Source organism: Allobosea sp. UNC402CLCol (assembly GCF_000745475.1).
Lineage (GTDB): Bacteria > Pseudomonadota > Alphaproteobacteria > Rhizobiales > Beijerinckiaceae > Allobosea > Allobosea spartocytisi.
In genome coordinates, this window is record NZ_KN050692.1 from 327,955 (window position 1) to 352,309 (window position 24,355).

Consider the following 24,355-nt stretch of genomic DNA (forward strand, 5'->3'; position numbering starts at 1 on the left):
GCTCGCGCTGCTCGCGCTGCTCGGGCTGCTCGCGCTGCTCGGGCTGCTCGGACTGCTCGGGCTGCTCGGACTGCTCGCGCTGCTCGGGCTGCTCGCATGTCGCCTTCCTCTGGAACAAGAAGGACGAGAAGGGCGACCCGAGCGCCGACATCCCGGCCGGACCGCCGCAGGTTCCTGTCATCGAGAATATCCACCAGAAGGTGTTCGAGGCCGCTTCGGCGCCCGGCGCGCTGCGCATGAGCTCGTGGCACACCTGCGGCACGACGCACTGCCGAGCCGGCTGGGTCGTTCATCTTGCAGGCGACGCTGGTTATGCGCTGGAGCGGTTTTTCAACACCGAGCTCGCGGCGATGAAGATTTACGACGCGAGCAGCGATCTTCCCAAGGTCTCGCCCGTCCACTTCTACGACGGCAACGAAGCCGCCCTCGCCGACATGAAGCGCATGGCGGATCTGGAAGCGGCCGCCAACGCGCCAGAGCCGCAGGCGGCCTGATGCCAACCCGGCGCGCCTCCGATGGTTCGTTGAGGCGCGCCACCCTCGCAGTCCACATGCGGCTCCAAGCCGAAACGGAAGCCCGCAAGGCCGGGCTGCAAATCACAGCCTGGCGCGACGGCAAGCCGGTCGTCCGCCTCCCGATGAGGAAGCCGAAATGACCGAAGCCGCGCTGAAAGAGGATTTCTCATACTGGAAGGCGCAGTTGGCCGGCCAGAACCCCGAACTGACCGACAAGCTGCCGCGTTGCGGCTGCTATCGGTACCGCGGCGATCCGGTCCTGATCCGCGTCGTCGACGGGACCATGTTCGCCTGGATTGGCCGCAAAGGTCAGCAGACGCGCCGGCTGGCTGACGCCTCGTTCGCGGAGACGACCTTCTCGTTCTTCTGCCGCGACGCCATCAGCTCAGACCTCTACGACGCCGTCGCCAACAAGAACCAGCCGTGGCCGGAGGACATCGAGAGCCTCGACGACGCCCGCTCCAACTTTCCGACCGATCCGTTCGAAGCGCTGATCGCAGAGCTCGATCTGATCGAGTTGAAGATCGCCGAGTTTTTCAAGACGCCGGTCCTTGCCGGAGACGATGTCCGCGCCCTTCAGGCCGACAAGTGGAAGGAACGAGCGCGCGAACTCTCCGGCAAGATCGAGGACATGCGGGTCGCGGCGAAAAAGCCGATCGATCAGCAGGCCAAGGAGATCCAGAAGAAGTTCGTTCCGCCGCGCGACCGCGCCGATGCCTTGGTCTCCAAGGTCAATACCGGAATGTCGGTCTATTCCCTGGCGAAGAAGCGGGCTGTCGAGGCGCAGGAAGCCGCTGATCGCGCGGCGCGGGTAAAAGCTGCCGCTGCCATGGGCGAAGCCGCCCCGGTTGAGCAGGCGCCCGTGCGCGGCCGCAGCAAGGTCGCCACCAACAGCACGACCGTCCGGACGCGCAAGGTGGCCGTCATCAATGATCTGCCCGCCGCGGCAGCTTTCTATGCGGCCCTCCCCGAGCCCCCGGTCCAGTTCGTGACGGTCATCAAGCAGATGGCCGAGCAGAACCTAAAAACCGGCGTCGCCGTGCCGGGCTGCGAACTGAAAACCCTCGAATACGTCGCCTGAGAGGCCATCATGAACGCCATTGCCAAAATCGAGCCGCGCAAGTCCGTCATCGCCACCCTTGCCGATTCCTACGGGATGGAGGCGCAGGCCTTCGAGGCGACCTTGAGGGGTACGGTGTTCCCGGCATCGGGGACGCGCGAGGAATTCGCCGCCTTTGTGCTCGTCGCGAAGGAATACCGGCTGAACCCGCTTCTGCGCGAGATCTATGCCTTCCCGAAGAAGGGCGGCGGCATCGTTCCGATCGTCGGCATCGACGGCTGGCTGAACCTTATCAATGGCCACCAGCAGTTCGACGGCATGGAATTCGACCAGCACGACGACGAGAAGGGCGCTCTGATCGCGGTCACCTGCCGCATCTTCCGCAAGGATCGGTCCCATCCGACGGTGGTGACCGAGTATCTCGAGGAGTGCATTCGGGGCACCGAGCCCTGGAAGATGAAGCGCCGGATGCTACGCCACAAGGCGGCCATGCAGTGCGCCCGCTATGCCTTCGGCTTCAGCGGCATCTACGACGAGGACGAAGCCGCCGATATCGCCCAGGTGCGCGAAGTTGGCGGGGGCTCGCTTCCAACCGCGCCGCCGCCCCCTCCTTCTGACGATGAACTCAATTCGGCTTTGAACGTTGAGGATGCAGTCGTCGTTTCCGATTCCGCTGATATCGCTCCCAAGGATGCAGCGGACGCCGCCGGCGCATCGACAACGGCCCCCCAGTCCGACGATGCGCCGGTGGCACCCTCCGATGATGCGATCGATCCCGAGGCCGAACTGTCGAACCTCGACGAGAAGCTAGGCTTCGCGACCAACTCCGATGATGTCGAAGCCTGGTACGTCGAGACGGATGTCGAGGCGGTGCTGGCTGACTTCTCCGGCTTCGTGGAGCGCGCCCGTGAGATCCGCGACCGTCACGTTCAGCGGACCTCGCGCCAGACCGATGCATCTCCCGCTGCGCCGTCCGCCGATGAGGCCAGCGACGATGTTCCACCACCTCCGGCCGGCGATGATGATGCTGGCCAGCCGGAGGATATGAGCACGCCGGAAGCCTATGAGGCTCTGGTGAAGGCGAAGCTGACCGCCGCCAGCGACTTCAAGGGCTACGAGGAGGTCCGCTCCTGGTGGAGCGCAACGCGACCTGTCCGGCACGCCCTCGGCATCAAAGAGCACGCTGATATCGAGCGGCTGCAGAACCACTTCGCTGCCCGCAAGGGCGAGCTCGAAAAGGCGAAGGGCTGAGCCATGCAGCGCGGCGACGAAATTCTCGCGCGCTGGGACGGCAAGGCGCTGCGCGCCGTCGGCGGTCGAGATCGCGACGCCATCGCGGAGTTCCCCGCCGACACCGTGTTCTCGCTGCGGAAGTGGGAACCCGGCACCCAAGGCGCGCGGGCTTTCATCTCCGTTTTCCTGAAGGTCTTCGCGGAAGCGCACCCCGACGCAACCATGACGGATCAGAAGCTCAAGGCGAGCCTCAAGGCTACGCATCATTGGATTGACGGCGTCGTGTTCGACGAGGCCGGCGGCGAAGCGAAGTTCAAATCCATCGGCAAGATGAGCCGGGACGATCTCGCGCTGTTCACGGAGCAGGCCAAGGACTTCGCCGCTGATCTCGGGCTCGATGTCGCTGCTCTTGAGGCTGAGACGGCAGAGCGCCTGAAGCCGCGGAGGGAGCGGTGATGGCATCTCCCAATTCTTGGGCTTTCCCCGGCGCGAAATGCGTCTGCATCGAGGACGATTTTTGCTCCGTCCACCAGGGCAAGTTCTCGATCCCCACTCGCATCCCGATGATCGGTGAAGTCCCGACGATCCGCGACTTCGTCGTGGGAGAGGCCAGCTTCGGAACGGGGATGGAGGACGAGGTATATGTGTCCTTCTACGAGATCGAGCTGATGCAGTCCGATGGTCCGCTGAGCGGTGCAGTCCGGTTCCAGCTTTCGTGCTTTCGTCCTCTTCTCGACCGTCCGACCGACATTTCGATCTTCGAGCGCCTGCTGAAGCCGTCCAAGCAGACGGAGGATGCGTGATGATCTGCGCTCGCTGCCACACCGACACGGTTACATGGCGCGGACCTCTCTCGGCGCTGACGCACACCGAATGCTCTTCGTGCGGCAGCATCAACTGCCTGCACGTCGAGCAGCCGGCTGATGCGGAAGGCGATCAGGAGGAGGCTCCTGATGCGTCGTGAATTCTCCCGCAAAACCCGATCCCAGGCATTTGCCCGCTCCCGAGGAAACTGCGAAGCCTGCGGCGCGCGGCTGATGCCCGGAAAGTTCCGCTACGACCACATCCTGCCCGACGCCCTCGGCGGCGAGCCGACGCTTGAGAATTGCAAGGTCCAGTGCGTGACCTGCGATGCGCCGAAGACCGCAGCAGACGTCACCCGCATCCGCAAAGCCGACCGCCAGCGGGACAAGCACACCGGCGCCTATGAGCGGAAGAAGTGGCCGAAGCAGATCCGCCGTCCGGCTCCGCCGCAGCGCCGCGCCACGGCTCCGCTGTCCAAGCCCCTTCCTCCCCGGCGGTTCACATGAGCCCCCGCCCTTTCCCCAATCGCAAGAGGAGCAAGCCGTGAGCGATATCGACGGAACGATGGCATTCGACAACGTCATGGATCGACTGCTCGATGAGCGCGAGTTTCGCATCACCGTAGTGCGCGAGCGTGATGAGACGCGCCGAGAGGTGGCGGTGGGGCAGCAGCGGATCCGCGAACTGGAGCGCGATCTCAGCAAAGCCAATGCCGATCTCGTTCGCTGGAAGGCTCTGGTGCCCCAGGACGTGCGCGAGAAAGCCGAGAAATCCGACGAGATCCCGTTCTGAGGCGCCCTATGAAGCCGATCACCATCACCTTCGGCACGTCGTCTGCCGGCGCTCGCTATTTCGATGTCGAGCAGGGCGGCAAGGTCTGCGACGGGCTGGCCTGGGACGAGATGCTTGGCCAGGTCGTCACGCTGACGCTGCAAGCGCAGCCCGGCGGCCGGGCCTATCCGATGAAGACACCGGCGGAGTGGCAGGCAGAGCGCGAACGTCGCGCCGTCGCTGCTGCCCGCCGCGAGCACGAAGCAGAGTGGGACGCGGCATGAGCAGGTTCAAGCCCCGCACCCCGAAATGGCCTTGGCGCAATTTCCTGACGGCCGATGAGGCTCGAATTCTCGCTCGAGCCGATGCAGCCAAGTCCGAATGGAAGCGGCTGAACGTCGAACGGGCCGCCATCACGAACAGAGCGATCCAGCGGGCGAAGGCCAACGCAGGGCGGGAGGTGGAGAATGGCTGACAGCCCCATCAATATGGATGACGCCCGGCCCGAGGCGGCCGCCCATCCTGATCTCGCCATCCGGCTTTTCCCGTTGGCCGATGCGCAGGCTGCCGACGCTCTCAAGCCCATCCCCCGCCAGGGCGTCGGCAGCCAATCCGCTCAGGTCTATCGATATCGTTGGGACCGCTGCGGCCGTAAGGGCCAGTGCTGCCGCGTCTTCGCGCGCGGCACGATGAACAGCGCCGGCCTTCAGTTCGAGGACGGCTTTCGCATGGTCTCCTCCGGCAACGCGCTGAGGAGGGCGTGACAATGCAACTGGCGCCGCAACCCTCCCAGGTCCGCTACACGGTCGATCCTCGCGACGTGCCGCCGGTCAAGGCTGCGCGTCGCCTTCATCTGACCCTGTCGGAGTTCGAGCGCATCCTTCCACGCCTGCTTCAGCGCGGTTTCCCACGACCGGATCCGGACACGGGCAACTACGATCTGAAGGCTGTCGATCAATGGATGGATAACCGCTCGACCTTGACCCCCGCGAATCAGCCGCGCGATGCTCGAGAGGTTACCGCTGAGCGCCTTGCCGAATTGGCTAAGAGGCGCCGATGAACCGCATCGAGCACCTCATGGGCAAAGACACGATCCGGCACCTGATCTTCATGAGGAACAGGTGGCGCTACAAGCCCTCGCATCTGATGAAGCCGCACGGATTCAAGTTCCTGACGTTCGGCCCTGGTATGATGGTCGGGAACCACAACGTTCCCTCCCCTGAGGATCAGCAGCGGGCGATCGAGCTCAACGCAGAGTGGGATCGCATACGTCTCGGGCTGCAGCAGGATGCCGCGCCGCGCTACGCGCCGGGTACCGTCGGCGCTGCCTATCTCCGCGTCATTAAGATGCGCAGCGCTGAGTTGGCGAAACAAGGGCTCAAGCAGAGCAAGGACCAACAGACGAGGGACGACTGGCCCCGCGCCTGGACCTGGATCGGTCCACTCTGGGGCGACACCGATCCGAAGACGATCCAGCCGGAGGCATTCCTGTCGATCGATGAGAGGACCGGCGAAGCGACCGGCCTGGTCGCCCTCATTGAGAAGCAGGTCTCGATTTCCGAGCGCCACCGCGTGGTCAAGGTCTGGCGCGCGCTGTGGAAGAAGATGGCAGCGATGGGATACTGTGCGCTCGATGCTGACCCGTCGCTCGCATTCGCGAACCGAGCCCCAGATGCCCGGCAGGCGATCTGGTCCGAGGGCGAGGTTGTGCGGCTGTGCAAGCGCGCATGGCGCATGGGGTACAAGGGGCTCGCGGCCTGCATGGCCACGGCTTGGGACAGCCAGCTTTCTCCTATCGACCTGCGATCTCTGACGACAGGACAGCGGGCCGACGACATACAGGGCGCGATCTTCTCTCTTGCGCGCACCAAGACCGGGCGCGCCGCCGCGGCGTCCCTCGGCAAGCGCGCAACGTGGGCGCTAGACGCCTATATCGCCAGCCTCTCGTTTGAGCTTCTGCCGAACGTGCCGATCTTCCGGACGCGTGGAAGCGGCACGACGAAGAAGGGTGGCAAGCCGCAACCGCCCTCCCCGTACACGAAAAACAAGCTCGCGGAGGACTTCCGGACGATTCGCACGGCGGAGTTAGGCGAGGCCGAGGATCGAAAGCTATCCGATATGCGTCGGTCTGGCACGGTTGAGGCCACTGCAGGCGGCGCAGATGCGCAGGCCGTTTCCACCAAGATGGCCAATACGCTCGCTGCCTCAGCCCGGCTTCAGAAGACCTATAACCCGGTCAACTTGGTTACGGTGCGGGAAGTGGATGCGATCAGGAGAGAGGGCCGGGCCAAGCTTCGCGAGAACAAAACGCGCTGAAATTTGTAACGGAGCCGGCTGGGCGTTTGTAACGAAAGGAAGAGATTAGTGACTAACCTCTTGATTTATATGGCGCGGGCGACGGGGCTCGAACCCGCGACCTCCGGCGTGACAGGCCGGCACTCTAACCAACTGAGCTACGCCCGCGCTGGGCGACTGAGGCGCGGTGGCCGTCAGCGAGGTGTGGATTATGGCCCCGGGCCGGAAGTGTCAAGCGCCCGATGCCGGCAAAACCAAATCGGTGGAAAAATATCTCCGGCACCGCGAAAGGACGCGCCCCGCGCCGGGCCGCAAAACTCATTCCCGAGAGGCCAGACAGGGATCGAGCATCACATGGCGGGCGTTCTGGCGGGCGTAGCCACCGCGCAGCACCGCCATATCGCCGAGCTTCAGGTCGTTGGCGCCATAGGTCACGCAGAGCACACGCACGCCCGGATCCGCGCAGACGGCGACATACCAGACCGCGCCATCGGTCTGGATCAGGGTGACGGGGCCGGCGATCGCCATATCGACACGCGAATCGCGCGGCACCGATTCCGGGAGCTGGGCCGCGATGCTCTCGCAGCTCGCCGGCGTCGCCGGCTGCTCGGGCTGGGAGAAGGCGGGGCGCCCCTCGAAGAAGGAATCGGGCAGGAGCGACTGCGCGGCCGCCTGTTGCGCGGCGAGGAGGGCGAAGCCGGCCAGCCACCGCAAGGCAAGACCGGGATGTCGTGATCGGAAGCTCATGGCCGGAACAGTGCCGACGAAGATGGCGGAATTCGGCTGCGTACCGGAGCGCTTTGCGGGCAACGCTGCCGAGCCTGCTTGCGATACGCGCGCCGAGGCCTTAAACGCGAGCGCTGAGGGCGGTTAGCTCAGTCGGTAGAGCGTCTCGTTTACACCGAGAATGTCGGCGGTTCGAGCCCGTCACCGCCCACCATCGCTTGAATCACCACGTCCGGTAAACTCTTCGCTCCGGCTCACGCCGCGTGCGGCGCGGATGTTCTCCCCCACGCCCGAGTTGCGCGCCCGATTGCCGGCACGGTTTTCGGACCGTCGCGACCGGCCTTCACAGCATTGTTTTCGATTCGTGTGTTGAACGGCCCGGCCCTACGGGCAAAACCCTGTCGCGTTCAACGGAAATGGATACCGCACATCATGGGATCACTCGATAGCGCTCGCCCCTATGCGCTGACGGCCTTCAGGATCGCGCTCGGCCTCGTCGTCTTCTCATTCGGGACGGCGAAAATCCTGCACCTGCACCCAGGCAACTTCACCCCTCCCGTCGGCTCCCTGCCCTGGATCGCCGGATCGATCGAGCTGATCGCGGGCTTTCTCTTCCTCGTCGGCTTCCAGACGCGCGCCGCCGCGTTCGTGCTCTCCGGCCTGATGGCGGCCGCCTATTTCATCGCGCATTTCCCCAAGAGCTTCTTCCCGACCGAGAACGGCGGCTTCGCCGCCGCCGTCTTCAGTTTCGCCTTCCTATATTTCGTGACGGCCGGCGGCGGCTATCTGAGCCTCGACCGGGCCTTGCGGACGAAGACGGCCTGACAGGCCGCCCACTGACGAACCGCCAAGCGTGCTTCAACGAAACAAGCGTGCTTCAAACGAAAAAGGCCGCCGGACCTCTCGGTCCGGCGGCCTCTCATGTCAGGCGATGCCTTCGCTCAGTGAGCGACGACGCCCGCCGCATCGTCCTCAGTGCCCTTGGGGGGGACGGCGTTGACGTCCTCCTCCCAGACGATCGGAACCGGCTGGCGGGTCAGCGCATGCTGGAGCACCTGCTCCATGCGCGAGACCGGGACGATCTCCATGCCGTCCTTCACGGACTTCGGCAGGTCGATCAGGTCCTTGGCGTTCTCCTCGGGGATCAGCACCTTCTTGATGCCGCCCCGCAGAGCCGCCAGCAGCTTCTCCTTCAGCCCGCCGATCGGCAGCACCCTGCCCCGCAGCGTGATCTCGCCGGTCATGGCGACGTCGCGGTTGGTCGGGATGCCGGTCAGGATCGAAACGATGGCGGTGGCCATCGCGATGCCGGCCGATGGCCCGTCCTTCGGGGTCGCCCCCTCCGGAACGTGAACGTGGATGTCGCGCCGGTCGAAGAGCGGTGGCTCGATCCCGAAATCGACGGCCCGCGAGCGGACATAGGACGCCGCCGCCGAGATCGATTCCTTCATCACGTCGCGCAGGTTGCCGGTGACGGTCATGCGGCCCTTGCCGGGCACCATGACGCCCTCGATCGTCAGCAATTCGCCGCCGACCTCGGTCCAGGCCAGACCGGTGACGACACCGACCTGATTCTCCGTCTCCGCCATGCCATAGCGATAGCGCGGCGGGCCGAGATATTCCTCGAGCAGCGGCTCGTCGACGACCACCTTCGCCTTCTTGCCGAGCACGATGTCCTTCACGCCCTTGCGGACCGTGTTGGAGATTTCGCGCTCGAGGTTACGGACACCGGCCTCGCGGGTGTAACGCCGCACCAGGGTCTGCAGGGCCTCGTCGGTGATCGACCACTCCTTGCCGTCGAGCCCGTGCTTCTTGATCGCGTTGGCGATCAGGTGCTTGCGCGCGATCTCGGTCTTCTCTTCCTCGGTGTAGCCGGCGATGCGGATCACCTCCATCCGGTCCAGCAGGGCCGGCGGGATGTTCAGCGTGTTCGCCGTCGTCACGAACATCACGTTCGACAGGTCGTAATCGACCTCGAGGTAATGGTCGTTGAAGGTCGAGTTCTGCTCGGGGTCGAGCACCTCCAGCAGGGCCGCCGAGGGATCGCCACGGAAGTCCTGGCCCATCTTGTCGATCTCGTCGAGCAGGATGAGCGGGTTCGAGGTCTTGGCCTTCTTCATCGACTGGATGATCTTGCCGGGCATCGAGCCGATATAGGTGCGGCGGTGACCGCGGATCTCGGCCTCGTCACGCACGCCGCCGAGCGACATGCGCACGAACTCGCGCCCCGTCGCCTTGGCGATCGACTTGCCGAGCGAGGTCTTGCCGACGCCGGGAGGACCGACGAGGCACAGGATCGGGCCGGCGAGCTTGTTGGCGCGCTGCTGCACGGCGAGATACTCGACGATGCGGTCCTTGACCTTGTCCAGGCCGAAGTGATCGTCGTCCAGCACGAGCTGGGCGGCGTTCAGATCCTTCTTGATCTTCGAGCGCTTGCCCCACGGGATGCCGAGCATCCAGTCGAGATAGTTGCGCACGACGGTCGCCTCCGCGGACATCGGCGACATCTGGCGCAGCTTCTTCAACTCGGCCGTGGCCTTGTCGCGGGCTTCCTTGGTCAGCTTGGTGCGGGCGATGCGCTCTTCCAGCTCGGCCAGCTCGTCACGGCCTTCCTCGCCGTCACCCAGCTCCTTCTGGATCGCCTTCATCTGCTCGTTGAGGTAGTACTCGCGCTGGGTCTTCTCCATCTGGCGCTTGACGCGCGAGCGGATGCGCTTCTCTACCTGAAGCACGGACATCTCGCTCTCCATGAGCGACAGGACCTTCTCCAGACGATGGGCGACGTTGGTGATCTCCAGCACGGCCTGCCGGTCGGCGATCTTGACCGCGAGATGCGAGGCGACCGTGTCGGCGAGCTTGGCAGGCTCGTCGATCTGCGAGACGGCGGCGACGATCTCGCCCGAGATCTTCTTGTTGAGCTTCACATAGCTCTCGAACTCCGAGACGACCGAGCGGGCCAGCGCCTCGATCTCGACCTTCTTGCCCTCTTCCTCGGCAAGGCCCGTGGCCTCGGCCTCGTAGAAGGACTCGGCTGCCGAATAGGAGGAGGCCTTGGCGCGGCCGACACCCTCGACCAGCACCTTCACGGTGGAGTCGGGCAGCTTCAGAAGCTGCAGCACGCGGGCGAGCGTGCCGATCTCATAGATCTCGTTGGGCTGCGGGTCATCGTCGCCGGCATTCTTCTGGGTCGCCAGCAGGATGAGCCCGTCCGTCTTCACGACTTCCTCGAGCGCGCGGATGGACTTCTCGCGACCGACGAAGAGCGGGACGATCATATGGGGGAAAACGACGATATCGCGCAGGGGCAGGACCGGGTAGGTGCCGGTCTCGCCAGAGACGAAGGGAGCGCGGGGCGTCGACGTCATTGACTTATCCTTTGCAGTTGCGCCCGGCGAACCCCCGAGATGGGCGGAACGATCGGACGTTTGCGGCCAGGGGACCATTCGCCCTTCCGCCCTCGCGCATCGCACCCTCATCAGGCATGCGACTCTCGCAAGTGCACCTAAAGTGGAGACTTCCTTTCTGGCTTTCAAGCGAGGCAGCCGGTCTATGCACTGCTGTCCTGCCTGTCGGACATACGAAGAAATCCCTGCCGTTCGGCTTTGAGTTCAGCGTCTCAATTTTCGACCGGCCCGTCGCGGAACGAAACCGCGGCCGGGCCGCATCCCATCAAAACGCAAAACGCGCGCCAAGAGGCGCGCGTCCTGTTGTCGCAATGTTGCGGCGGGCGTCAGGCAGAGGCCGTCTTGTTCTCGTCCTCGCGCTCCGCATAGATGAAGAGCGGACGAGCCTTGTTCTCCACGGCCTCCGGGCCGATGACGACCTGCTCGACGCCTTCCAGCCCCGGCAACTCGTACATGGTCTCGAGCAGGATGCCCTCCATGATCGAGCGCAGGCCGCGGGCGCCGGTCTTCCGCTCGATCGCCTTGCGGGCGATCAGGCTGACGGCCTCGTCGGTGAAGGTGAGCTGGGTGTCCTCCATCTCGAAGAGGCGCTGATACTGCTTCACCAGCGCGTTCTTGGGCTCCGTCAGGATGGTCTTCAGCGCCGGCTCGTCGAGATCCTCCAGCGTCGCCAGCACCGGCAGGCGGCCGACGAATTCCGGGATCAGGCCGAACTTGAGCAGGTCCTCGGGCTCGACATCGCGGAAGATCGCGCCGGTGCGGCGGTCGTCCGGAGACTGGACCTTGGCACCGAAGCCGATCGAGGTGCCCTTGCCGCGGCTCGAGATGATCTTGTCGAGGCCGGCGAAGGCGCCGCCGCAGATGAACAGGATGTTCGTGGTGTCGACCTGCAGGAATTCCTGCTGCGGATGCTTGCGCCCGCCCTGCGGCGGCACGGAGGCGACGGTGCCTTCCATGATCTTGAGCAGCGCCTGCTGGACGCCCTCGCCCGAAACGTCGCGGGTGATCGAGGGATTGTCCGACTTGCGGCTGATCTTGTCGATCTCGTCGATATAGACGATGCCGCGCTGCGCCCGCTCGACATTGTAGTCGGAAGCCTGGAGCAGCTTGAGGATGATGTTCTCGACATCCTCGCCGACATAGCCGGCCTCGGTCAGCGTCGTCGCGTCGGCCATGGTGAAGGGCACGTCGAGGATGCGGGCGAGCGTCTGCGCGAGCAGCGTCTTGCCCGAGCCGGTCGGCCCGATCAGCAGGATGTTCGACTTCGCCAGTTCGACGTCGTTGTGCTTCGTCGCGTGGCTCAGACGCTTGTAGTGGTTGTGGACCGCCACCGAGAGCACCTTCTTGGCGTGCTCCTGGCCGATGACGTAATCGTCCAGAACCTTGCGGATCTCCTTGGGAGTCGGCACGCCGTCCTTCGACTTCACCAGCGCGGATTTGGATTCCTCGCGGATGATGTCCATGCAGAGCTCGACGCATTCATCGCAGATGAACACGGTCGGGCCCGCGATGAGCTTGCGGACCTCGTGTTGGCTCTTGCCGCAGAAAGAGCAGTACAGCGTGCTCTTCGAGTCGCCGCCGGGCTTGCTAGCCATTGTCCATCTCCAGTTCCGGAGCCCGGGACCACACCAGCCGAGGCAGATGCAACCGTCGTCTCTCCGTCATAAAATAAGCGCTCAGATCACGATGATTAGGTTAACGGCCCGTTCCGATACATCCGGATACGCTGGGTCGATCCAAATCGGATCATGATGAAGCGCCTCGTCCGCTCACCCCGACCCCATGCAAACACGGGGCCGATCCGCTTTCAATATGGGCCTTCGACCTGCCCACGCCAACCCACAGGATCGGGACCGCTCGTCGCAACCTCACGCGTCCTCGGGCCGCTTCTCGATGACCTTGTCGATCAGGCCGAAATCGCGGGCCTGCTCGGCGGTCATGAAGTTGTCGCGTTCCAGCGCAGCGTGGATGTCCTCGTAGCTGCGGCCGGTGTGCTTCACGTAGATTTCATTGAGCCGCTTCTTCAGGCTCTCGACTTCCTTGGCGTGGATCAGGATGTCGGTGACCTGGCCCTGGAAGCCGCCGGAGGGCTGGTGGACCATGATGCGGGCATTCGGCAGGGCAAAGCGCATGTCCTTGGCGCCGGCCGTCAGCAGCAGCGAGCCCATCGAGGCGGCCTGGCCGACGCACAGCGTCGTCACCGGGCAGCGGATGAACTGCATCGTGTCGTAGATCGACAGGCCCGAGGTGACCACGCCGCCGGGCGAGTTGATGTAGAAGGAGATTTCCTTCTTGGGGTTCTCGGCCTCGAGGAAGAGGAGCTGCGCCACGATCAGCGAAGCGGAGAAGTCCTCGACCGGGCCGGTCAGGAAGATGATGCGCTCACGCAGCAGGCGCGAATAGATGTCGAAGGCGCGCTCGCCGCGGCTCGACTGCTCGACCACCATCGGGACGAGATTGTTGTAGGTCTCGATCGGATCGCGAAGCATGGATCAATCCTTGGGAGTAAGCGCCGTATCGGGCGACGAGGTCGAATCGGCAGTGTCTCGGAAGACACTCACATAAGCACGCCGAACGTGGCTGAAAAGGGAAGCGCCGCCGGTCGCGAAGGCCGGCGGCGCAAAGGCTGGCATTAAGGTTGCCGGAACGCTCAGGCGGAAGCGTCTTCGGCCTTGTCTTCGGCCTTCTTGCTCTTCTTGGCGGCAGCCTTCTTCGGCTTGGCCTCGGTGGCGGCTTCCACCTCGTCATCGGCGTAGAGCGCCTCGCGCGATACCGTCTGATCCTCGACCTTCACCTGGCCGAGCAGATGGTCGACGACCTTCTCCTCGAAGATCGGGGCGCGGATCTCGGCGAGAGCCTGCGGGTTCTTGCGGTAGAACTCCCAGACCTGCTTCTCCTGGCCCGGGAACTGGCGGGCGCGCTCGATCAGGGCCTGGGTGACCTCGTCATCCGAGATCTGCACCTTGGCCTGCTCGCCGATCTCGGCCAGCACGAGGCCGAGGCGCACGCGGCGCTCGGCGATCTTGCGGTAGTCGGCGCGGGCTGCGTCCTCGGTGGTGTCCTCGTCGGCGAAGGTCTTGTTGGCCTGCTTCATGTCGGCCTCGACCTGGCTCCAGACGCTGTTGAACTCCTGGTCGACCAGCGTCGGCGGCAGCTCGAAGGTGTACTTGCCGTCGAGCGCGTCGAGCAGGCTCTTCTTGAGCTTGCGGCGCGACTGGGCGCCGAAGTCGCGGCCGATCTGCTCGCTCACGGCGGTCTTGAGCGCATCGAGCGACTCCATGCCGAAGGCCTTGGCGAGCTCGTCGTCGATCTTGATCGCGTCCGGGCCCTGGACCTCGGTAACGGTGACCACGAACTCGGCCGCCTGGCCGGCGAGATGGGCCGCGCCGTAGTTCTCAGGGAAGGTGACCTTGATCGTGCGGGTCTCGCCCTGCTTCACGCCCTCGAGCTGCTCCTCGAAGCCGGGGATGAACTGGCCGGAGCCGAGATCGAGCGGGATGCCCTCGCCGGTGCCGCCCTCGAAGGCCTTGCCGTCGATGGTGCCGACATAGGAGATCATCAGGCGGTCGCCGGTCTCGGCCTTGGCCTTCTCGCCCTTCGCCGAATAGGTGCGGTTGCCGGACGCCATGCGCAGCAGCGCGGCGTCGACATCGGCGTCCGGAACCTCGGCGACCGGCTTCACGAGCGAAACGTCGGAGATGTCGACGAGCTCGATCTTCGGCAGAACTTCGAGGGCGACGGTGAAGGCGAGATCGCCCTTGGCCTCCATCGCGGCCTCGATCTCGTCCTTGTTCTCGGGGAAGCGGATCTGCGGCTCGAAGGCGAGCTTCAGGTTGTTGTCGGCGACGATCTTCTGGTTCGCCTCGTTGACGGCGTTCTGGAGGACGTCGGACATGACCGAGCGGCCATAGAGGCGGCGCAGATGCGCGACCGGCACCTTGCCCGGGCGGAAGCCGTTGATCTTGGCCTTGCCCTGGAGGTCCTGCAGGCTGTCGTCGAGCCTGGTCTTCAGGTCGGCGGCGTTCAGCACCACCTGGAATTCGCGCTTGAGGCCCTGGGACAGGGTTTCGGTCACGTTCATTTTTGTACCGCCAACAGCTCGTTTACGTCTCAATGTCCAAAGCGCGACGCCGGTTCCGGCCGCCACCGCGCTCGCGAAAAATTCCGGCATCGGACCGAAAAGTGGCTTCCACTTTCCGGAAAATCCGATGCGATAACAGTCGCATCGATCACCGTTACCGCATCCGGAAGGACACGCGATGATCTCGGCCGATGGTGCGGGCGGAGGGACTCGAACCCCCACGACTTTCGCCGCTGGTACCTAAAACCAGTGCGTCTACCAATTCCGCCACGCCCGCCGGCCCGATAGCGCTGCGCGCGAGCAAACGCAGCGCGGCCATCATTGGGCCGCGGTGCTATACGCATTTCAGGCGGCGGTTGCAGCAAAAAAATGACGGTTCTGCAAAATGCCGGTGCCGCCACTTTTCGGCACGCTTCCCGCCCGGCCCTCTCGCCAGTGCCCGCCGGCCGGATTATGCGGAGGGAATGACGAGCCTGCCGCCAGACCGCCCGACCACCGCGACCCGCCGTCAATGGCTGGCGGGAATGAGCAGCACCGCCCTGCTCGCCCCCCTGCCCGGCCACGCCCAAAGCCCGACACCGCCCGGCAACACAAAACCGCCGGAGGAGCCCCCGGTCAGAACGCTGGTCGCCGGCCCCGCCAAGCTCCGTTTGCGGCCGGCGCCGGCCGCCGAGACCGAGATCTGGGCCTTCGACGGCACGACGCCGGGGCCGAGCTTGCGAATCAAGCAGGGCGAGACGCTGCGACTGAAGCTGGAGAACAAGACGGCCGCGCCCCTCTCGCTGCACTGGCAGGGCCTGCGCGGCGCAGCGGCGCAGGACGGCGTCGGCGGCTTCAGCCAGCCGCCGGTCGCGCCGGGCGACAGCATCGAATACCGGCTGACGCCGCCGGATTCGGGCACCATCCTGTATCGCCCGCTGGTCATCGGCGGCTCGTCCGAGCCGGCGGGGCGGGGCTTGAGCGGGCTGCTGATCGTCGAGGAACGCGAGCCGCCCGCCGTCGATCTCGACCTGCCGGTGTTCGTGAACGACTGGCTGCTCGGCGACGACCAGGCGATCCTGCCCTTTGCCTTGCAGGCCACGAGCTCGGCCGCCGCCGGTCGGCTCGGAAACTGGCTCACCGTCAACGGCAAGCCACCGCCGCAGCCGGTCAAGCTGCTGCCCGGATCGCGCGTGCGTCTCCGGCTCGCCAATGGCTGCAACGCCCGCATCATGCGACTGCGCTTCGACGGCGCGAAGGCTGCGGTCGTGGCGGTGGACGGCCAGCCAACCGAAACCTTCGAGCCGGTGCATGCGCAACTGCCCTTCGCGCCGGGCACGCGCTACGACGTCATCCTCGACCTGCCGATCGAAGCCGGCGCCTCGGTCAACGTCACCGCCCTGATCGGCCCGGGCCTGCCACTGGTGCGGATCGTCACGGATGGCGCGGCGAAGGTCCCGCCAGCCGCGGTGCCGGCGCTCAAGCTCAACCCCGCTTTGCCCGCCGCGGTCCGGATGCAGGACGCGCTGCGGCCGACGCTGGTGATCGAGGGCGGCGGCAAGCCGACGCCGGAGCGGACGCTCGACTATACCGGCCTCGATCTCGCCCGGCCCTGGCTGGTCAATGGCGGCATCGGAGCGAAGGACGGCAAGCCGCTGTTCAGCGTCAAGCGCGGCACGCCCGTCGTGATGGCGATCGACAACCGCACCGCCTTCATCCAGCCCGTGCATGTGCATGGCCACGCCTTCCGCCTGCTGCACCCGCTCGACGACGGCTGGGAAAACTACTTCCTCGACACGGTGCAGATTCCGGAAGGCAAGAAGCTGCACATCGCCTTCATCGCCGACAACCCCGGCCGCTGGCTGATCTCCTCGACCGTGCTGGAACGCTTCGATCTCGGGTTGTGTTGCTGGTTCGAGGTGGTGTGAGGTCTTCTGCTCCGTCATTCTCGGGCGAAGCGGAGCGGAGACCCGAGAAGCCCAGGCCGAGAAGACACTGGTTTCCGAGATGCTCGGGTCAAGCCCGAGCATGACGGCGGTGGCAGTCTCGCCTGATCCGATCAGCCCGCGTCCAGCCCCAGCCGCTCCACCACATCCTGCACGATGGCGTCCTTGCTGTCCTCGACCGAGACGACGAGCGGATTCTCGTCGGGCCCCGGTTCCTGCAGCGTGGCGAACTGGCTGTCGAGCAGCGCCGGCGGCATGAAATGGTGCTGCCGGGCCGCCATGCGCCGGCCGATCAATTCGCGCGAGCCCCTGAGATAGACCAGCCTCACATCCGGCCGATCGCCGATGATGACCTCGCGATAGGCCTTCTTGAGCGCCGAGCAGGTGACGATGCCGTGCTCGCCCGTCGCCCTGAGATCGTCGATCCAGGCGGCGATGGCGGCGAGCCAGGGCTTGCGGTCCTCGTCGGTCAGCGGGGTGCCGCCGGCCATCTTGGCGACGTTCTCGGGCGGGTGGAAGGAATCGGCATCGCGGAACGGCCAGCCGAGGCGCGCCGCCAGCCGCTCGCCGAGCGAGGTCTTGCCGGAGCTGGCGACGCCCATGATGACGATGACGGCCGGGCGACCGCCCTTATCTTCTGCGCTCACGCCGGTCAGCCCTGCTTTTTCGGCTCGACATGGCCGCCGAAGCCGGCGCGCATGGCGGAGAGGATCTTCTCGCCGAAGGTGTGATCGACCCGCGAGCGGAAGCGCGCGAAGAGCGCCGAGGTCAACACCTCAGCCGGCGTCGCGGTCTCGACGGCGGCATCGACGGTCCAGCGACCCTCGCCCGAATCGGAGACGTTGCCGGTATAGGCGGAGAGCTCCTCATCGGCAGCTAGGGCCTCGGCCGTCAGGTCGAGCAGCCAGGAGGTGACGACCGAGCCGCGGCGCCAGACCTCGGCGATCTCAGCGACGTCGAAGTCGAAGCCGTAATCGGCCGGCAGGCCTTCCTTGGCCGATGCGTTGCGCAGCAGGTCGAAGCCTTCCGCGAAGGCCTGCATCATGCCGTATTCGATGCCGTTATGGACCATCTTGACGAAATGGCCTGAGCCGGTCGGGCCGCAATGCAGATAGCCCTGCTCGCTGGTCGGGTTGCGGCCTTCGCGATGCTTGGTCGGCTCGACCTCGCCCTTGCCGGGCGCCAGCACCTTGAAGATCGGCTCCAGCCGGTCGAAGGCCTCCTTGGCGCCGCCGATCATCAGGCAGTAGCCGCGCTCCAGCCCGTGCACGCCGCCGGAGGTGCCGACATCCATGTAGTGGATGCCCTTGGCCGCCAGCTCCTTGCCGCGGCGGACATCGTCCTTCCAGAAGGCGTTGCCGCCATCGATCAGCACGTCGCCTGCGCCGACGAGGCCGGCAAGTTCGGCGAGCGTGCCCTCGGTGATCTTACCGGCCGGCAGCATCACCCAGATGGCGCGCGGCGCCTTCAGCTTGGCGACCATGTCCTTGAGGTCGGCGGCGACGGTGGCGCCATCCGCAGCAAGGGCCTGCCCCGGTTTCGGATCGCGGTCATAGACCACGCATTCATGGCCAGCGCGCATCAGCCGGCGCACGATATTGCCACCCATCCGGCCGAGGCCGATCACTCCGAGCTGCATGTCAGATCACTCCTGCCGGGAAGCCGGCTCTTCTGCCTGCTTGAAGCATGGCGGCAGCGGGCGGAGCAAGCGGGGGTCGGGTCAGCGCGCCGCGGCGGCCCGCTGCTGCAGACTCCGCCAGCGACCCGGCGTGATGCCGTAGGCCCTGTGGAACTGGCGGGTGAGATGGCTCTGATCGGCGAAGCCGCAGGCAGCCGCGACCTCCGCCAAACCCGTACCGAGCGCGAGCAAGCTTCGCGCCCGGCCGAGGCGACGCATGACGAGATAGTTGTAGGGGCTCGTTCCGAAGGTCGCCCGGAATTGTCGCGCCAGGGTGAAGCGGTCGAGGCCGGTCAACCTCTCGAGATCTTCGGAGGCGACCGGTGATTCGAGATGGCCATCGAGATAATCCCGCGCCCGCTCCAGCGCCGGACGATCGAGCCGATGCCGGCGCATGCGCGCCGCGGAAGCATCGATCGCGGCCAGCGCGTCAGCCAGGGGAACCACGATGTCATCGAGCCCGAGCGCTTCGAGCGGCGCATCGAGATCACGAAGCGCGCCGGTAATGGCACTTACCAACCGAGCATCTTGCGAGACGGCGGCCGGAACGAAGGGCAGGCTGCGGCCGGCCTCGCCCATCGCCTCGCGGATCAGCCGCGGCTCGACATAGATCATCCGGTAGCGAAAGCCCTCGGCGATGCCGGAGCGGCCGTTATGGATCTCGTCCGGGTGGATGACGATCGCATGGCCGCTCAGGCTGTCGCGCCGGGCGCCGCGATAGTCGAAGGACTGCACGCCGGAAAGCGTCAGCCCGAAGGCATAGGTGTCGTGGCGATGCGGATCATAGGCGTAGCCATGGAAGAAGGCCTCGATCCGCTCGATGCCATCAGCGCCGGTGCCGAGCCGCACCCAGTCCGCGGCACCCGGCTTGCACGATCGTTCAAGACTGGCCTTTCCGGCCTCGGCTAACGCTGCACCCATGCGTTACGATACCAAGATCGCCATCGTGGTGCGCGAGAATCTCGCGACCTGGCAGAAACTCAATGTCGCGAGCTTCCTCGCCGGAGGGCTCGTCGGCGCCTCATCCGAACTCGCGGGAGAGCCCTATCAGGACGGCTCGGGCCGGTTCTACGGCCCGCTGATCCGCCAGCCCGTGCTGATCTTCGCCGCGACCGGCGAAGAGCTGACGCAGGTGCTGCAGCGCGCGCAGGGGCGCGGCGTCAGGGCCCATCTCTACACATACGAGCTTTTCGCGACCGGCAACGATGTCGACAACCGCGAAGCCGTGGCGGCGGTCGCCACGGCCGATCTCGATCTCGTCGGACTCGCTCTCCATGCCGAACGCAAGGAGATCGACAAGATCGTCAAGGGCCTGAAGCTGCACGATTGAAAGCTCAGGGAAACAGAGCCTCCACCGGGCCGGCGGCGCGCACCGGCTCGCGCATCAGGACCCGCGCGTCCACGCCGTTCGGAAACGCCGCATCGGCGCGCCAACCGGCGATGATCGCAGCCGCATCGGCCACCCTGGCGAGATCGATTACCATGATCTCGCGGGCAGCCTCCTCGCCCCTGCGCTCGGTCGCGACGAAGCGCAACTGCCCCTTGCTGGCCGCGACCAGCGCCTCGACCCGGCCGAGCAGGGCCTGCCGAACGCCCGCGGCCCGTGCGTCGTATTCGACAAGAAGCAGCCCTTCCATGGCGGCTCAGCCGTTGCGGAAGGTGTAGCTGTAGCCGTTGATCGCCGGCACGCCGCCGAGATGGGCGTAAAGCACCTTCGAACCGGCCGGGAAGAAGCCCTTCTTCACAAGATCGATCATGCCCTGCATGGATTTCCCCTCATAGACGGGGTCGGTCATCATGCCTTCGAGCCGGGCCGACATGCGGATCGCCTGAAGCGTCTCCTGCGAGGGCACGCCGTAGACGGGGTAGGCGTAGTCCTCGTTGAGGACGATATCGTCTTCGGAAATGTCCTTGCCTCCGATGAGCGCCGAGGTCTTCTGCGCGATGTCGAGGACCTGCGCCTTGGTCTGGGCCGGCGTGGCGGAGGCATCGATGCCGATGACGTTGCGCTGGCGGCCGTCCTTGGCGAAGCCGACGACCATGCCGGCATGAGTCGAGCCCGTGACAGTGCAGACCACGACGTAGTCGAACTTGAAGCCGAGTTCGGCCTCCTGCGCCCTCACCTCCTCGGCGAAGCCGACATAGCCGAGCCCGCCGAATTTATGGACCGAGGCGCCGGCCGGAATCGCATAGGGCTTGCCGCCCTTGGCCTTCACATCGGCCAGCGCATTCTCCCAGCTTTCGCGGATGCCGATGTCGAAGCCCTCATCGACCAGCTCGACATGGGCGCCCATCACACGCGACATCAGGATATTGCCGACCCGGTCATAGACGGCGTCGTCATGCGGCACCCAGCTTTCCTGCACGAGCCGGCACTTCATGCCGATCTTGGCGGCGGTCGCCGCGACCATGCGGGTGTGGTTCGACTGCACGCCGCCGATCGAGACCAGCGTGTCGGCGCCGGAGGCGATGGCGTCCGGCACGATGTATTCGAGCTTGCGCAGCTTGTTGCCGCCGAAGGCGAGGCCCGAATTGCAGTCCTCGCGCTTGGCGTAGAGCTCGACGGCGCCGCCGAGATGGGCTGAGAGCCGCGAGAGCTTCTCGATCGGCGACGGCCCGAAGGTGAGCGGATAGCGCTCGAATTTCTCCAGCATGGGTCTTGCTTGCTCCGTTAAACACCGGAGAAAGCTAACAAAATCGCTTCGAAACGTCCTTCCGAAATGAGCCCTCTTTCTATTGCACTTCCGCCGCAATAAGCAATTCTGTGACTCCTGCAATCAGAAATTGAGCCATATTTCGGAAGAATCTTTCATGCACCAGACGCTCGACAAAACCGACCTCAGGATTCTGCGACTGCTGCAAAGCGACGGGCGCATGGGCAATGCCGAGATCGCCAAGCGGGTGAACACCAGCGCCGCGACCTGCCATCGCCGCATCCAGCGCCTCTTCGCCGAGGGTTACGTCACCGGCGTGCGGGCTCAGATCGCGCCGAAGAAGGTCGAGATGGGCACGCTCGCCTTCGTCGGGGTGGTTCTGGACCGCTCGACGCCGGAAAGCTTCGGCGCCTTCGAGGAGGCGATCCGCGAGATGAAGCTGGTGCTCGACTGCCACATCGTCGCCGGCGATTTCGACTACATCCTGAAGATCCGCGTGCGCGACATGGCCGATTTCAACAAGCTCCACGCCGACAGGCTGATCGCGCTGCCGGGCGTGCGCCAGACGCGCACCTTCTTCGTGATGAAGGAGGTCGTGGACAACGCGCCGCTGGTGTTCTGAGGGATCGCGCGGTCCCTCCCCCAAAAAATCGCGTCGACGGCATTGACTTAGAGCGCACTCGAACTCGTAGCTTCCCGGGTGTCACGACGAGAAGAACGGCATGAAGATCGGCGAACTGGCCCGGCGTTCGGGGCTGACGGCCCATACGATCCGCTATTACGAGCGCATCGGCCTCCTGCCCTATGCCGACCGGGACCGGTCGAGCCAACGCGACTACGATGCCTCGATCCTGACCTGGATCGAGTTCCTGGGCAGGCTCAAGACCACGGGCATGCCGATCCGCGAGATGCTGCGCTACGCCGCCTTGCGGGAACAGGGTGCCGGCACGGAACCCGAGCGGCGCGCCCAGTTGGAGCGCCACCGCGAGCAGGTCCGCGCCCGCATCGCAGAGCTCAACGCCTGCCTTCTCGTCCTCGACACCAAGATCGCCGGCTATGCCGGCGCCGGGAACAGGATAGAAGACTATGACGCATATCAACGCTCACGCCGAAACCAGCCGGCTAGAACGCGGCAAGCGCGCGCTCGCTGAGATCGACGGCGAAGCAGGCCACAAGGTGATCGCGGCGCTCGCCGACATCGCACCCGATTTCGCGGACTATGTGTTCGAGTTTCCCTTCGGCGACATCTATTCGCGGCCCGGTCTCGACCTGCGCTCGCGCGAGATCGCGACGATCGCCGCCCTTGCGGCGATGGGCAATGCCGCGCCGCAGCTCAAGGTGCATATCGAGGCGGGGCTGAATGTCGGCCTCTCGCGAGAGCAGATCACCGAGGTCCTGATCCAGATGGCCGTCTATGCCGGGTTTCCGGCCGCGCTCAACGGGCTGTTCGCGGCGAAAGAGGTCTTCGCGGCGCGTGATCTCGCCGCCTGACGAGAGGCTGCATCGGAGCCGCTGACTCTTAATCAGCGGGTCTGGTAATCAGCGGGTCCGCCCCTCAGACCTGAATCAGCCTCTGCACCTGGTTGCCGTCGAGCTCGTTCATCGGGCCGGACAGCACGACCTCGCCGCGGTCCATCACGAACATCGTGTCGGCGAGGTCGCGGGCGAAGTCGAAATACTGCTCGACGAGCACGATCGCCATGCCGCCCTTCTGGCGGAGATAGTCGATGGCGCGGCCGATATCCTTGATGATCGAGGGCTGGATGCCCTCGGTCGGCTCGTCCAGAACCAGCAATTTGGGCCGGGTGACCAACGCTCGCGCTATGGCGAGCTGCTGCTGTTGGCCACCCGAGAGGTCTCCGCCGCGCCGGCCCAGCATGGACTTCAGCACGGGGAACAGGTCGAAGAGTTCATCCGGGACGAAGCGCTCCCTGCGCTTCAGCGGCGCAAAGCCGGTCTCCAGATTCTCCTTCACCGTCAGCAGCGGGAAGATCTCCCGCCCCTGCGGCACATAGGCGATGCCGGCCCGCGCGCGATCCTCGCTGCGCAGAGTCGAGATGTCCTCCCCGTCGAAACGGATATGGCCGGCCGAAATCGGCTGATGGCCGACGATGGCGCGCATCAGCGAGGTCTTGCCGACGCCGTTGCGGCCCATCACGCAGGTGACCTTGCCCGGTTCCGCGGTGACGGAGACGCGGCGCAGCGCCTGGGCCGCGCCGTAATGAAGGTCGATGGCGTCGACGGTCAGCATGAGGTCGCCCCCTCGCCGGAATCGCAAGGAAACACCGCGTCATCCCGGACGCAGCGCAGCGGAACTCCGGGATCCATCGGAAGCCTCCGGAGCCCTCCGATGGATCCCGGATCGGCGCCGCTTCGCGGCTTGTCCGGGATGACGGTGAGGATCAGCAGACGGACTGAGCCGGATGAGAACAGCGTCATCTCACCGCCCCAGATAGACTTCGACGACGCGCTCGTTGGCGCTGACCTGATCGAGCGGCCCCTCGGCCAGTACCGAGCCCTCATGCAGGACCGTGACCTTCACCCCGAGTTCGCGGATGAAGCCCATGTCGTGCTCGACCACGATGACCGAATGATCCCTGGCGATCTCCTTGAGCAGCACCGCCGTCTGCGCCGTCTCGCCATCGGTCATGCCGGCGGCGGGCTCGTCGACGAGCAGGAGCTTGGGGTCCTGCGCGAGCAGCATGCCGATCTCGAGCCACTGCTTCTGGCCGTGCGACAGGGAGCCCGCGAGCCGGTCGCGCTTGTCGGCCAGTTTCACGATGCCGAGGATGTCGTCGATGCGCTTCTGCTGGGGCTCTTCCGTCTTCCAGAACAGCGTCCTCCCGACCGTGCGCTTCGATTTCAGCGCGAGCAGGATGTTGTCCTCGATGGTGTGGAAGTCGAACACCGTCGGCTTCTGGAACTTGCGGCCGATGCCGAGATTGGCGATCGCGGCCTCGTCGAGCTTGGTGAGATCGACCGAGCCGCCGAACATCACCGTGCCGACATCGGGCTTGGTCTTGCCGGTGATGATATCCATCATCGTGGTCTTGCCGGCGCCGTTGGGGCCGATGATGGCGCGCATCTCTCCCGGTTCTATGGTCAGAGACAGTCCGCGGATCGCCTTGAAGCCGTCAAAGGAGACGCTGACGCCGTCGAGATAGAGCAGCGAGGAGGTCAAAGCGCCGGGCACGGGAGCGTTCATCGCG

The 24,355-nt window shown here is 65.3% G+C and carries 31 protein-coding genes and 3 tRNA genes; 19 read left to right on the forward strand and 15 right to left on the reverse strand.

The features are described from left to right. A partial coding sequence (locus GY40_RS28075; RefSeq protein WP_197062813.1) for a hypothetical protein occupies nt 1-181 on the reverse strand: 181 nt, incomplete at its 3' end. A gap of 19 nt (nt 182-200) precedes the next feature. Between GY40_RS28075 and GY40_RS27320 the strand changes: the two genes are divergently transcribed. The 12 genes from GY40_RS27320 to GY40_RS24270 all read left to right on the forward strand — a co-directional run bounded on the left by GY40_RS27320 (nt 201) and on the right by GY40_RS24270 (nt 6,699). Then, entirely contained in the window at nt 201-494 is a 294-nt protein-coding gene (locus GY40_RS27320; RefSeq protein ID WP_081925636.1) for a hypothetical protein, read from the forward strand. A gap of 157 nt (nt 495-651) precedes the next feature. Next, nucleotides 652-1,596, forward strand: coding sequence for a hypothetical protein (locus tag GY40_RS24220; RefSeq protein ID WP_038367926.1), 945 nt, complete (start codon nt 652-654; stop codon nt 1,594-1,596). 9 nt (nt 1,597-1,605) lie between these two features. Further along, the gene (locus GY40_RS27800; RefSeq protein ID WP_051988479.1) at nt 1,606-2,826 is read left to right on the forward strand and encodes a RecT family recombinase; all 1,221 of its coding nucleotides are present in this window, start codon (nt 1,606-1,608) and stop codon (nt 2,824-2,826) included. A 3-nt stretch (nt 2,827-2,829) separates the two neighbouring features. Next, nucleotides 2,830-3,264 (forward strand): hypothetical protein, encoded by a 435-nt coding sequence (locus GY40_RS24230; RefSeq protein WP_038367927.1) that lies wholly within the window; start codon nt 2,830-2,832, stop codon nt 3,262-3,264. After that, complete coding sequence (locus GY40_RS24235) at nt 3,264-3,611, forward strand: hypothetical protein (RefSeq protein WP_038367929.1); 348 nt, start codon at nt 3,264-3,266, stop codon at nt 3,609-3,611. Before GY40_RS24230 ends, GY40_RS24235 begins: the two co-directional genes overlap by 1 nt. 150 nt (nt 3,612-3,761) lie before the next feature. After that, nucleotides 3,762-4,118 (forward strand): HNH endonuclease, encoded by a 357-nt coding sequence (locus GY40_RS24240; protein ID WP_166653021.1) that lies wholly within the window; start codon nt 3,762-3,764, stop codon nt 4,116-4,118. A 37-nt stretch (nt 4,119-4,155) separates the two neighbouring features. Further along, nucleotides 4,156-4,404: a hypothetical protein gene (locus GY40_RS24245; protein ID WP_038367931.1), complete on the forward strand. Its 249-nt coding sequence runs from the start codon at nt 4,156-4,158 to the stop codon at nt 4,402-4,404. Nucleotides 4,405-4,412: 8 nt separating this feature from the next. Beyond that, complete coding sequence (locus GY40_RS24250) at nt 4,413-4,667, forward strand: hypothetical protein (RefSeq protein ID WP_038367934.1); 255 nt, start codon at nt 4,413-4,415, stop codon at nt 4,665-4,667. Then, the gene (locus GY40_RS28410) at nt 4,664-4,858 is read left to right on the forward strand and encodes a hypothetical protein (RefSeq protein WP_038367936.1); all 195 of its coding nucleotides are present in this window, start codon (nt 4,664-4,666) and stop codon (nt 4,856-4,858) included. Before GY40_RS24250 ends, GY40_RS28410 begins: the two co-directional genes overlap by 4 nt. Continuing rightward, nucleotides 4,851-5,147: a hypothetical protein gene (locus tag GY40_RS24260; RefSeq protein ID WP_038367938.1), complete on the forward strand. Its 297-nt coding sequence runs from the start codon at nt 4,851-4,853 to the stop codon at nt 5,145-5,147. The genes GY40_RS28410 and GY40_RS24260 overlap by 8 nt, the downstream gene beginning before the upstream one ends. Nucleotides 5,148-5,149: 2 nt before the next feature. Beyond that, on the forward strand, nt 5,150-5,443 hold the full coding sequence (locus tag GY40_RS24265) for a hypothetical protein (protein WP_038367941.1): 294 nt from the start codon (nt 5,150-5,152) through the stop codon (nt 5,441-5,443). Further along, on the forward strand, nt 5,440-6,699 hold the full coding sequence (locus GY40_RS24270; RefSeq protein WP_038367943.1) for a hypothetical protein: 1,260 nt from the start codon (nt 5,440-5,442) through the stop codon (nt 6,697-6,699). Before GY40_RS24265 ends, GY40_RS24270 begins: the two co-directional genes overlap by 4 nt. A gap of 70 nt (nt 6,700-6,769) precedes the next feature. Here the strand turns inward: GY40_RS24270 and GY40_RS24275 are convergent. Continuing rightward, nucleotides 6,770-6,846 (reverse strand) — tRNA-Asp (locus tag GY40_RS24275). Between the two features lie 150 nt (nt 6,847-6,996). After that, complete coding sequence (locus GY40_RS24280) at nt 6,997-7,488, reverse strand: hypothetical protein (protein ID WP_156116069.1); 492 nt, start codon at nt 7,486-7,488, stop codon at nt 6,997-6,999. A gap of 54 nt (nt 7,489-7,542) precedes the next feature. On the opposite strand from GY40_RS24280, the gene GY40_RS24285 reads away from it, so the two are divergent. Both GY40_RS24285 and GY40_RS24290 read left to right on the forward strand, forming a co-directional pair. Further along, nucleotides 7,543-7,618 (forward strand) — tRNA-Val (locus GY40_RS24285). Nucleotides 7,619-7,833: 215 nt separating this feature from the next. Then, nucleotides 7,834-8,229, forward strand: a complete 396-nt coding sequence (locus GY40_RS24290; protein ID WP_038368764.1) for a DoxX family protein — start codon at nt 7,834-7,836, stop codon at nt 8,227-8,229. 116 nt (nt 8,230-8,345) lie between these two features. Here the strand turns inward: GY40_RS24290 and lon are convergent, their stop codons facing one another. From lon to GY40_RS24315, 5 genes are all read right to left on the reverse strand, one after another. Further along, on the reverse strand, nt 8,346-10,769 hold the full coding sequence (gene lon / locus GY40_RS24295; RefSeq protein ID WP_038367944.1) for an endopeptidase La: 2,424 nt from the start codon (nt 10,767-10,769) through the stop codon (nt 8,346-8,348). A 365-nt stretch (nt 10,770-11,134) separates the two neighbouring features. Beyond that, nucleotides 11,135-12,403 carry an ATP-dependent Clp protease ATP-binding subunit ClpX gene (clpX, locus tag GY40_RS24300; RefSeq protein ID WP_038367947.1) on the reverse strand — a complete coding sequence of 423 codons (1,269 nt, stop codon included), beginning with the start codon at nt 12,401-12,403 and terminating at the stop codon, nt 11,135-11,137. A gap of 273 nt (nt 12,404-12,676) precedes the next feature. Then, nucleotides 12,677-13,297 carry an ATP-dependent Clp protease proteolytic subunit gene (locus GY40_RS24305; protein ID WP_038367950.1) on the reverse strand — a complete coding sequence of 207 codons (621 nt, stop codon included), beginning with the start codon at nt 13,295-13,297 and terminating at the stop codon, nt 12,677-12,679. Nucleotides 13,298-13,458: 161 nt separating this feature from the next. Beyond that, a complete protein-coding gene (gene tig, locus GY40_RS24310; protein ID WP_038367952.1) occupies nt 13,459-14,889 on the reverse strand; it encodes a trigger factor in 1,431 nt (476 codons plus the stop codon). Between the two features lie 192 nt (nt 14,890-15,081). Continuing rightward, a tRNA-Leu gene (locus GY40_RS24315) sits at nt 15,082-15,166 on the reverse strand. A gap of 247 nt (nt 15,167-15,413) precedes the next feature. Here GY40_RS24315 and GY40_RS24320 point away from each other — a divergent pair. Continuing rightward, nucleotides 15,414-16,796, forward strand: a complete 1,383-nt coding sequence (locus GY40_RS24320; RefSeq protein WP_248311270.1) for a multicopper oxidase family protein — start codon at nt 15,414-15,416, stop codon at nt 16,794-16,796. A gap of 131 nt (nt 16,797-16,927) precedes the next feature. On the opposite strand, the gene GY40_RS24325 is transcribed toward GY40_RS24320, so the two are convergent. The 3 genes from GY40_RS24325 to GY40_RS24335 all read right to left on the reverse strand — a co-directional run bounded on the left by GY40_RS24325 (nt 16,928) and on the right by GY40_RS24335 (nt 19,413). Then, nucleotides 16,928-17,461 (reverse strand): gluconokinase, encoded by a 534-nt coding sequence (locus GY40_RS24325; RefSeq protein ID WP_038367957.1) that lies wholly within the window; start codon nt 17,459-17,461, stop codon nt 16,928-16,930. Nucleotides 17,462-17,466: 5 nt separating this feature from the next. After that, the gene (gnd, locus tag GY40_RS24330) at nt 17,467-18,453 is read right to left on the reverse strand and encodes a phosphogluconate dehydrogenase (NAD(+)-dependent, decarboxylating) (RefSeq protein WP_038367959.1); all 987 of its coding nucleotides are present in this window, start codon (nt 18,451-18,453) and stop codon (nt 17,467-17,469) included. An 81-nt stretch (nt 18,454-18,534) separates the two neighbouring features. Continuing rightward, a complete protein-coding gene (locus tag GY40_RS24335) occupies nt 18,535-19,413 on the reverse strand; it encodes an AraC family transcriptional regulator (RefSeq protein WP_051988482.1) in 879 nt (292 codons plus the stop codon). On the opposite strand from GY40_RS24335, the gene GY40_RS24340 reads away from it, so the two are divergent. Then, nucleotides 19,412-19,822 carry a DUF2000 family protein gene (locus GY40_RS24340; protein ID WP_038367965.1) on the forward strand — a complete coding sequence of 137 codons (411 nt, stop codon included), beginning with the start codon at nt 19,412-19,414 and terminating at the stop codon, nt 19,820-19,822. The genes GY40_RS24335 and GY40_RS24340 overlap by 2 nt on opposite strands. 4 nt (nt 19,823-19,826) lie before the next feature. Here the strand turns inward: GY40_RS24340 and GY40_RS24345 are convergent, their stop codons facing one another. Further along, nucleotides 19,827-20,129, reverse strand: a complete 303-nt coding sequence (locus GY40_RS24345; RefSeq protein ID WP_038367967.1) for a hypothetical protein — start codon at nt 20,127-20,129, stop codon at nt 19,827-19,829. Nucleotides 20,130-20,135: 6 nt separating this feature from the next. Further along, nucleotides 20,136-21,146 carry a 1-aminocyclopropane-1-carboxylate deaminase gene (locus tag GY40_RS24350; RefSeq protein ID WP_038367970.1) on the reverse strand — a complete coding sequence of 337 codons (1,011 nt, stop codon included), beginning with the start codon at nt 21,144-21,146 and terminating at the stop codon, nt 20,136-20,138. A gap of 157 nt (nt 21,147-21,303) precedes the next feature. Here GY40_RS24350 and GY40_RS24355 point away from each other — a divergent pair, with 157 nt between their 5' ends. From GY40_RS24355 to GY40_RS24365, 3 genes are all read left to right on the forward strand, one after another. Further along, entirely contained in the window at nt 21,304-21,768 is a 465-nt protein-coding gene (locus GY40_RS24355; RefSeq protein ID WP_038367973.1) for an Lrp/AsnC family transcriptional regulator, read from the forward strand. 100 nt (nt 21,769-21,868) lie between these two features. Further along, nucleotides 21,869-22,297 carry a MerR family transcriptional regulator gene (locus tag GY40_RS24360; protein ID WP_038367976.1) on the forward strand — a complete coding sequence of 143 codons (429 nt, stop codon included), beginning with the start codon at nt 21,869-21,871 and terminating at the stop codon, nt 22,295-22,297. Continuing rightward, a complete protein-coding gene (locus GY40_RS24365) occupies nt 22,233-22,637 on the forward strand; it encodes a carboxymuconolactone decarboxylase family protein (RefSeq protein ID WP_038367979.1) in 405 nt (134 codons plus the stop codon). Before GY40_RS24360 ends, GY40_RS24365 begins: the two co-directional genes overlap by 65 nt. A gap of 64 nt (nt 22,638-22,701) precedes the next feature. Here the strand turns inward: GY40_RS24365 and urtE are convergent, their stop codons facing one another. Next, the gene (gene urtE / locus GY40_RS24370) at nt 22,702-23,397 is read right to left on the reverse strand and encodes an urea ABC transporter ATP-binding subunit UrtE (RefSeq protein WP_038367982.1); all 696 of its coding nucleotides are present in this window, start codon (nt 23,395-23,397) and stop codon (nt 22,702-22,704) included. 189 nt (nt 23,398-23,586) lie between these two features. Beyond that, nucleotides 23,587-24,351, reverse strand: a complete 765-nt coding sequence (gene urtD, locus GY40_RS24380) for an urea ABC transporter ATP-binding protein UrtD (protein ID WP_038368765.1) — start codon at nt 24,349-24,351, stop codon at nt 23,587-23,589. Nucleotides 24,352-24,355: the final 4 nt, after the last annotated feature.

Bases quoted from the DNA above. Each gene is read 5' to 3' on its own strand.
- GY40_RS24220 (WP_038367926.1), top strand. From the start codon at position 652: ATGACCGAAGCCGCGCTGAAAGAGGATTTCTCATACTGGAAGGCGCAG.
- GY40_RS27800 (WP_051988479.1), top strand. From the start codon at position 1,606: ATGAACGCCATTGCCAAAATCGAGCCGCGCAAGTCCGTCATCGCCACC.
- GY40_RS24230 (WP_038367927.1), top strand. From the start codon at position 2,830: ATGCAGCGCGGCGACGAAATTCTCGCGCGCTGGGACGGCAAGGCGCTG.
- GY40_RS24235 (WP_038367929.1), top strand. From the start codon at position 3,264: ATGGCATCTCCCAATTCTTGGGCTTTCCCCGGCGCGAAATGCGTCTGC.
- GY40_RS24240 (WP_166653021.1), top strand. From the start codon at position 3,762: ATGCGTCGTGAATTCTCCCGCAAAACCCGATCCCAGGCATTTGCCCGC.
- GY40_RS24250 (WP_038367934.1), top strand. From the start codon at position 4,413: ATGAAGCCGATCACCATCACCTTCGGCACGTCGTCTGCCGGCGCTCGC.
- GY40_RS28410 (WP_038367936.1), top strand. From the start codon at position 4,664: ATGAGCAGGTTCAAGCCCCGCACCCCGAAATGGCCTTGGCGCAATTTC.
- GY40_RS24260 (WP_038367938.1), top strand. From the start codon at position 4,851: ATGGCTGACAGCCCCATCAATATGGATGACGCCCGGCCCGAGGCGGCC.
- GY40_RS24265 (WP_038367941.1), top strand. From the start codon at position 5,150: ATGCAACTGGCGCCGCAACCCTCCCAGGTCCGCTACACGGTCGATCCT.
- GY40_RS24270 (WP_038367943.1), top strand. From the start codon at position 5,440: ATGAACCGCATCGAGCACCTCATGGGCAAAGACACGATCCGGCACCTG.
- lon (WP_038367944.1), bottom strand. From the start codon at position 10,769: ATGACGTCGACGCCCCGCGCTCCCTTCGTCTCTGGCGAGACCGGCACC.
- clpX (WP_038367947.1), bottom strand. From the start codon at position 12,403: ATGGCTAGCAAGCCCGGCGGCGACTCGAAGAGCACGCTGTACTGCTCT.
- GY40_RS24305 (WP_038367950.1), bottom strand. From the start codon at position 13,297: ATGCTTCGCGATCCGATCGAGACCTACAACAATCTCGTCCCGATGGTG.
- tig (WP_038367952.1), bottom strand. From the start codon at position 14,889: ATGAACGTGACCGAAACCCTGTCCCAGGGCCTCAAGCGCGAATTCCAG.
- GY40_RS24320 (WP_248311270.1), top strand. From the start codon at position 15,414: ATGAGCAGCACCGCCCTGCTCGCCCCCCTGCCCGGCCACGCCCAAAGC.
- gnd (WP_038367959.1), bottom strand. From the start codon at position 18,453: ATGCAGCTCGGAGTGATCGGCCTCGGCCGGATGGGTGGCAATATCGTG.
- GY40_RS24340 (WP_038367965.1), top strand. From the start codon at position 19,412: ATGCGTTACGATACCAAGATCGCCATCGTGGTGCGCGAGAATCTCGCG.
- GY40_RS24335 (WP_051988482.1), bottom strand. From the start codon at position 19,413: ATGGGTGCAGCGTTAGCCGAGGCCGGAAAGGCCAGTCTTGAACGATCG.
- GY40_RS24345 (WP_038367967.1), bottom strand. From the start codon at position 20,129: ATGGAAGGGCTGCTTCTTGTCGAATACGACGCACGGGCCGCGGGCGTT.
- GY40_RS24350 (WP_038367970.1), bottom strand. From the start codon at position 21,146: ATGCTGGAGAAATTCGAGCGCTATCCGCTCACCTTCGGGCCGTCGCCG.
- GY40_RS24355 (WP_038367973.1), top strand. From the start codon at position 21,304: ATGCACCAGACGCTCGACAAAACCGACCTCAGGATTCTGCGACTGCTG.
- GY40_RS24360 (WP_038367976.1), top strand. From the start codon at position 21,869: ATGAAGATCGGCGAACTGGCCCGGCGTTCGGGGCTGACGGCCCATACG.
- GY40_RS24365 (WP_038367979.1), top strand. From the start codon at position 22,233: ATGACGCATATCAACGCTCACGCCGAAACCAGCCGGCTAGAACGCGGC.
- urtE (WP_038367982.1), bottom strand. From the start codon at position 23,397: ATGCTGACCGTCGACGCCATCGACCTTCATTACGGCGCGGCCCAGGCG.
- urtD (WP_038368765.1), bottom strand. From the start codon at position 24,351: ATGAACGCTCCCGTGCCCGGCGCTTTGACCTCCTCGCTGCTCTATCTC.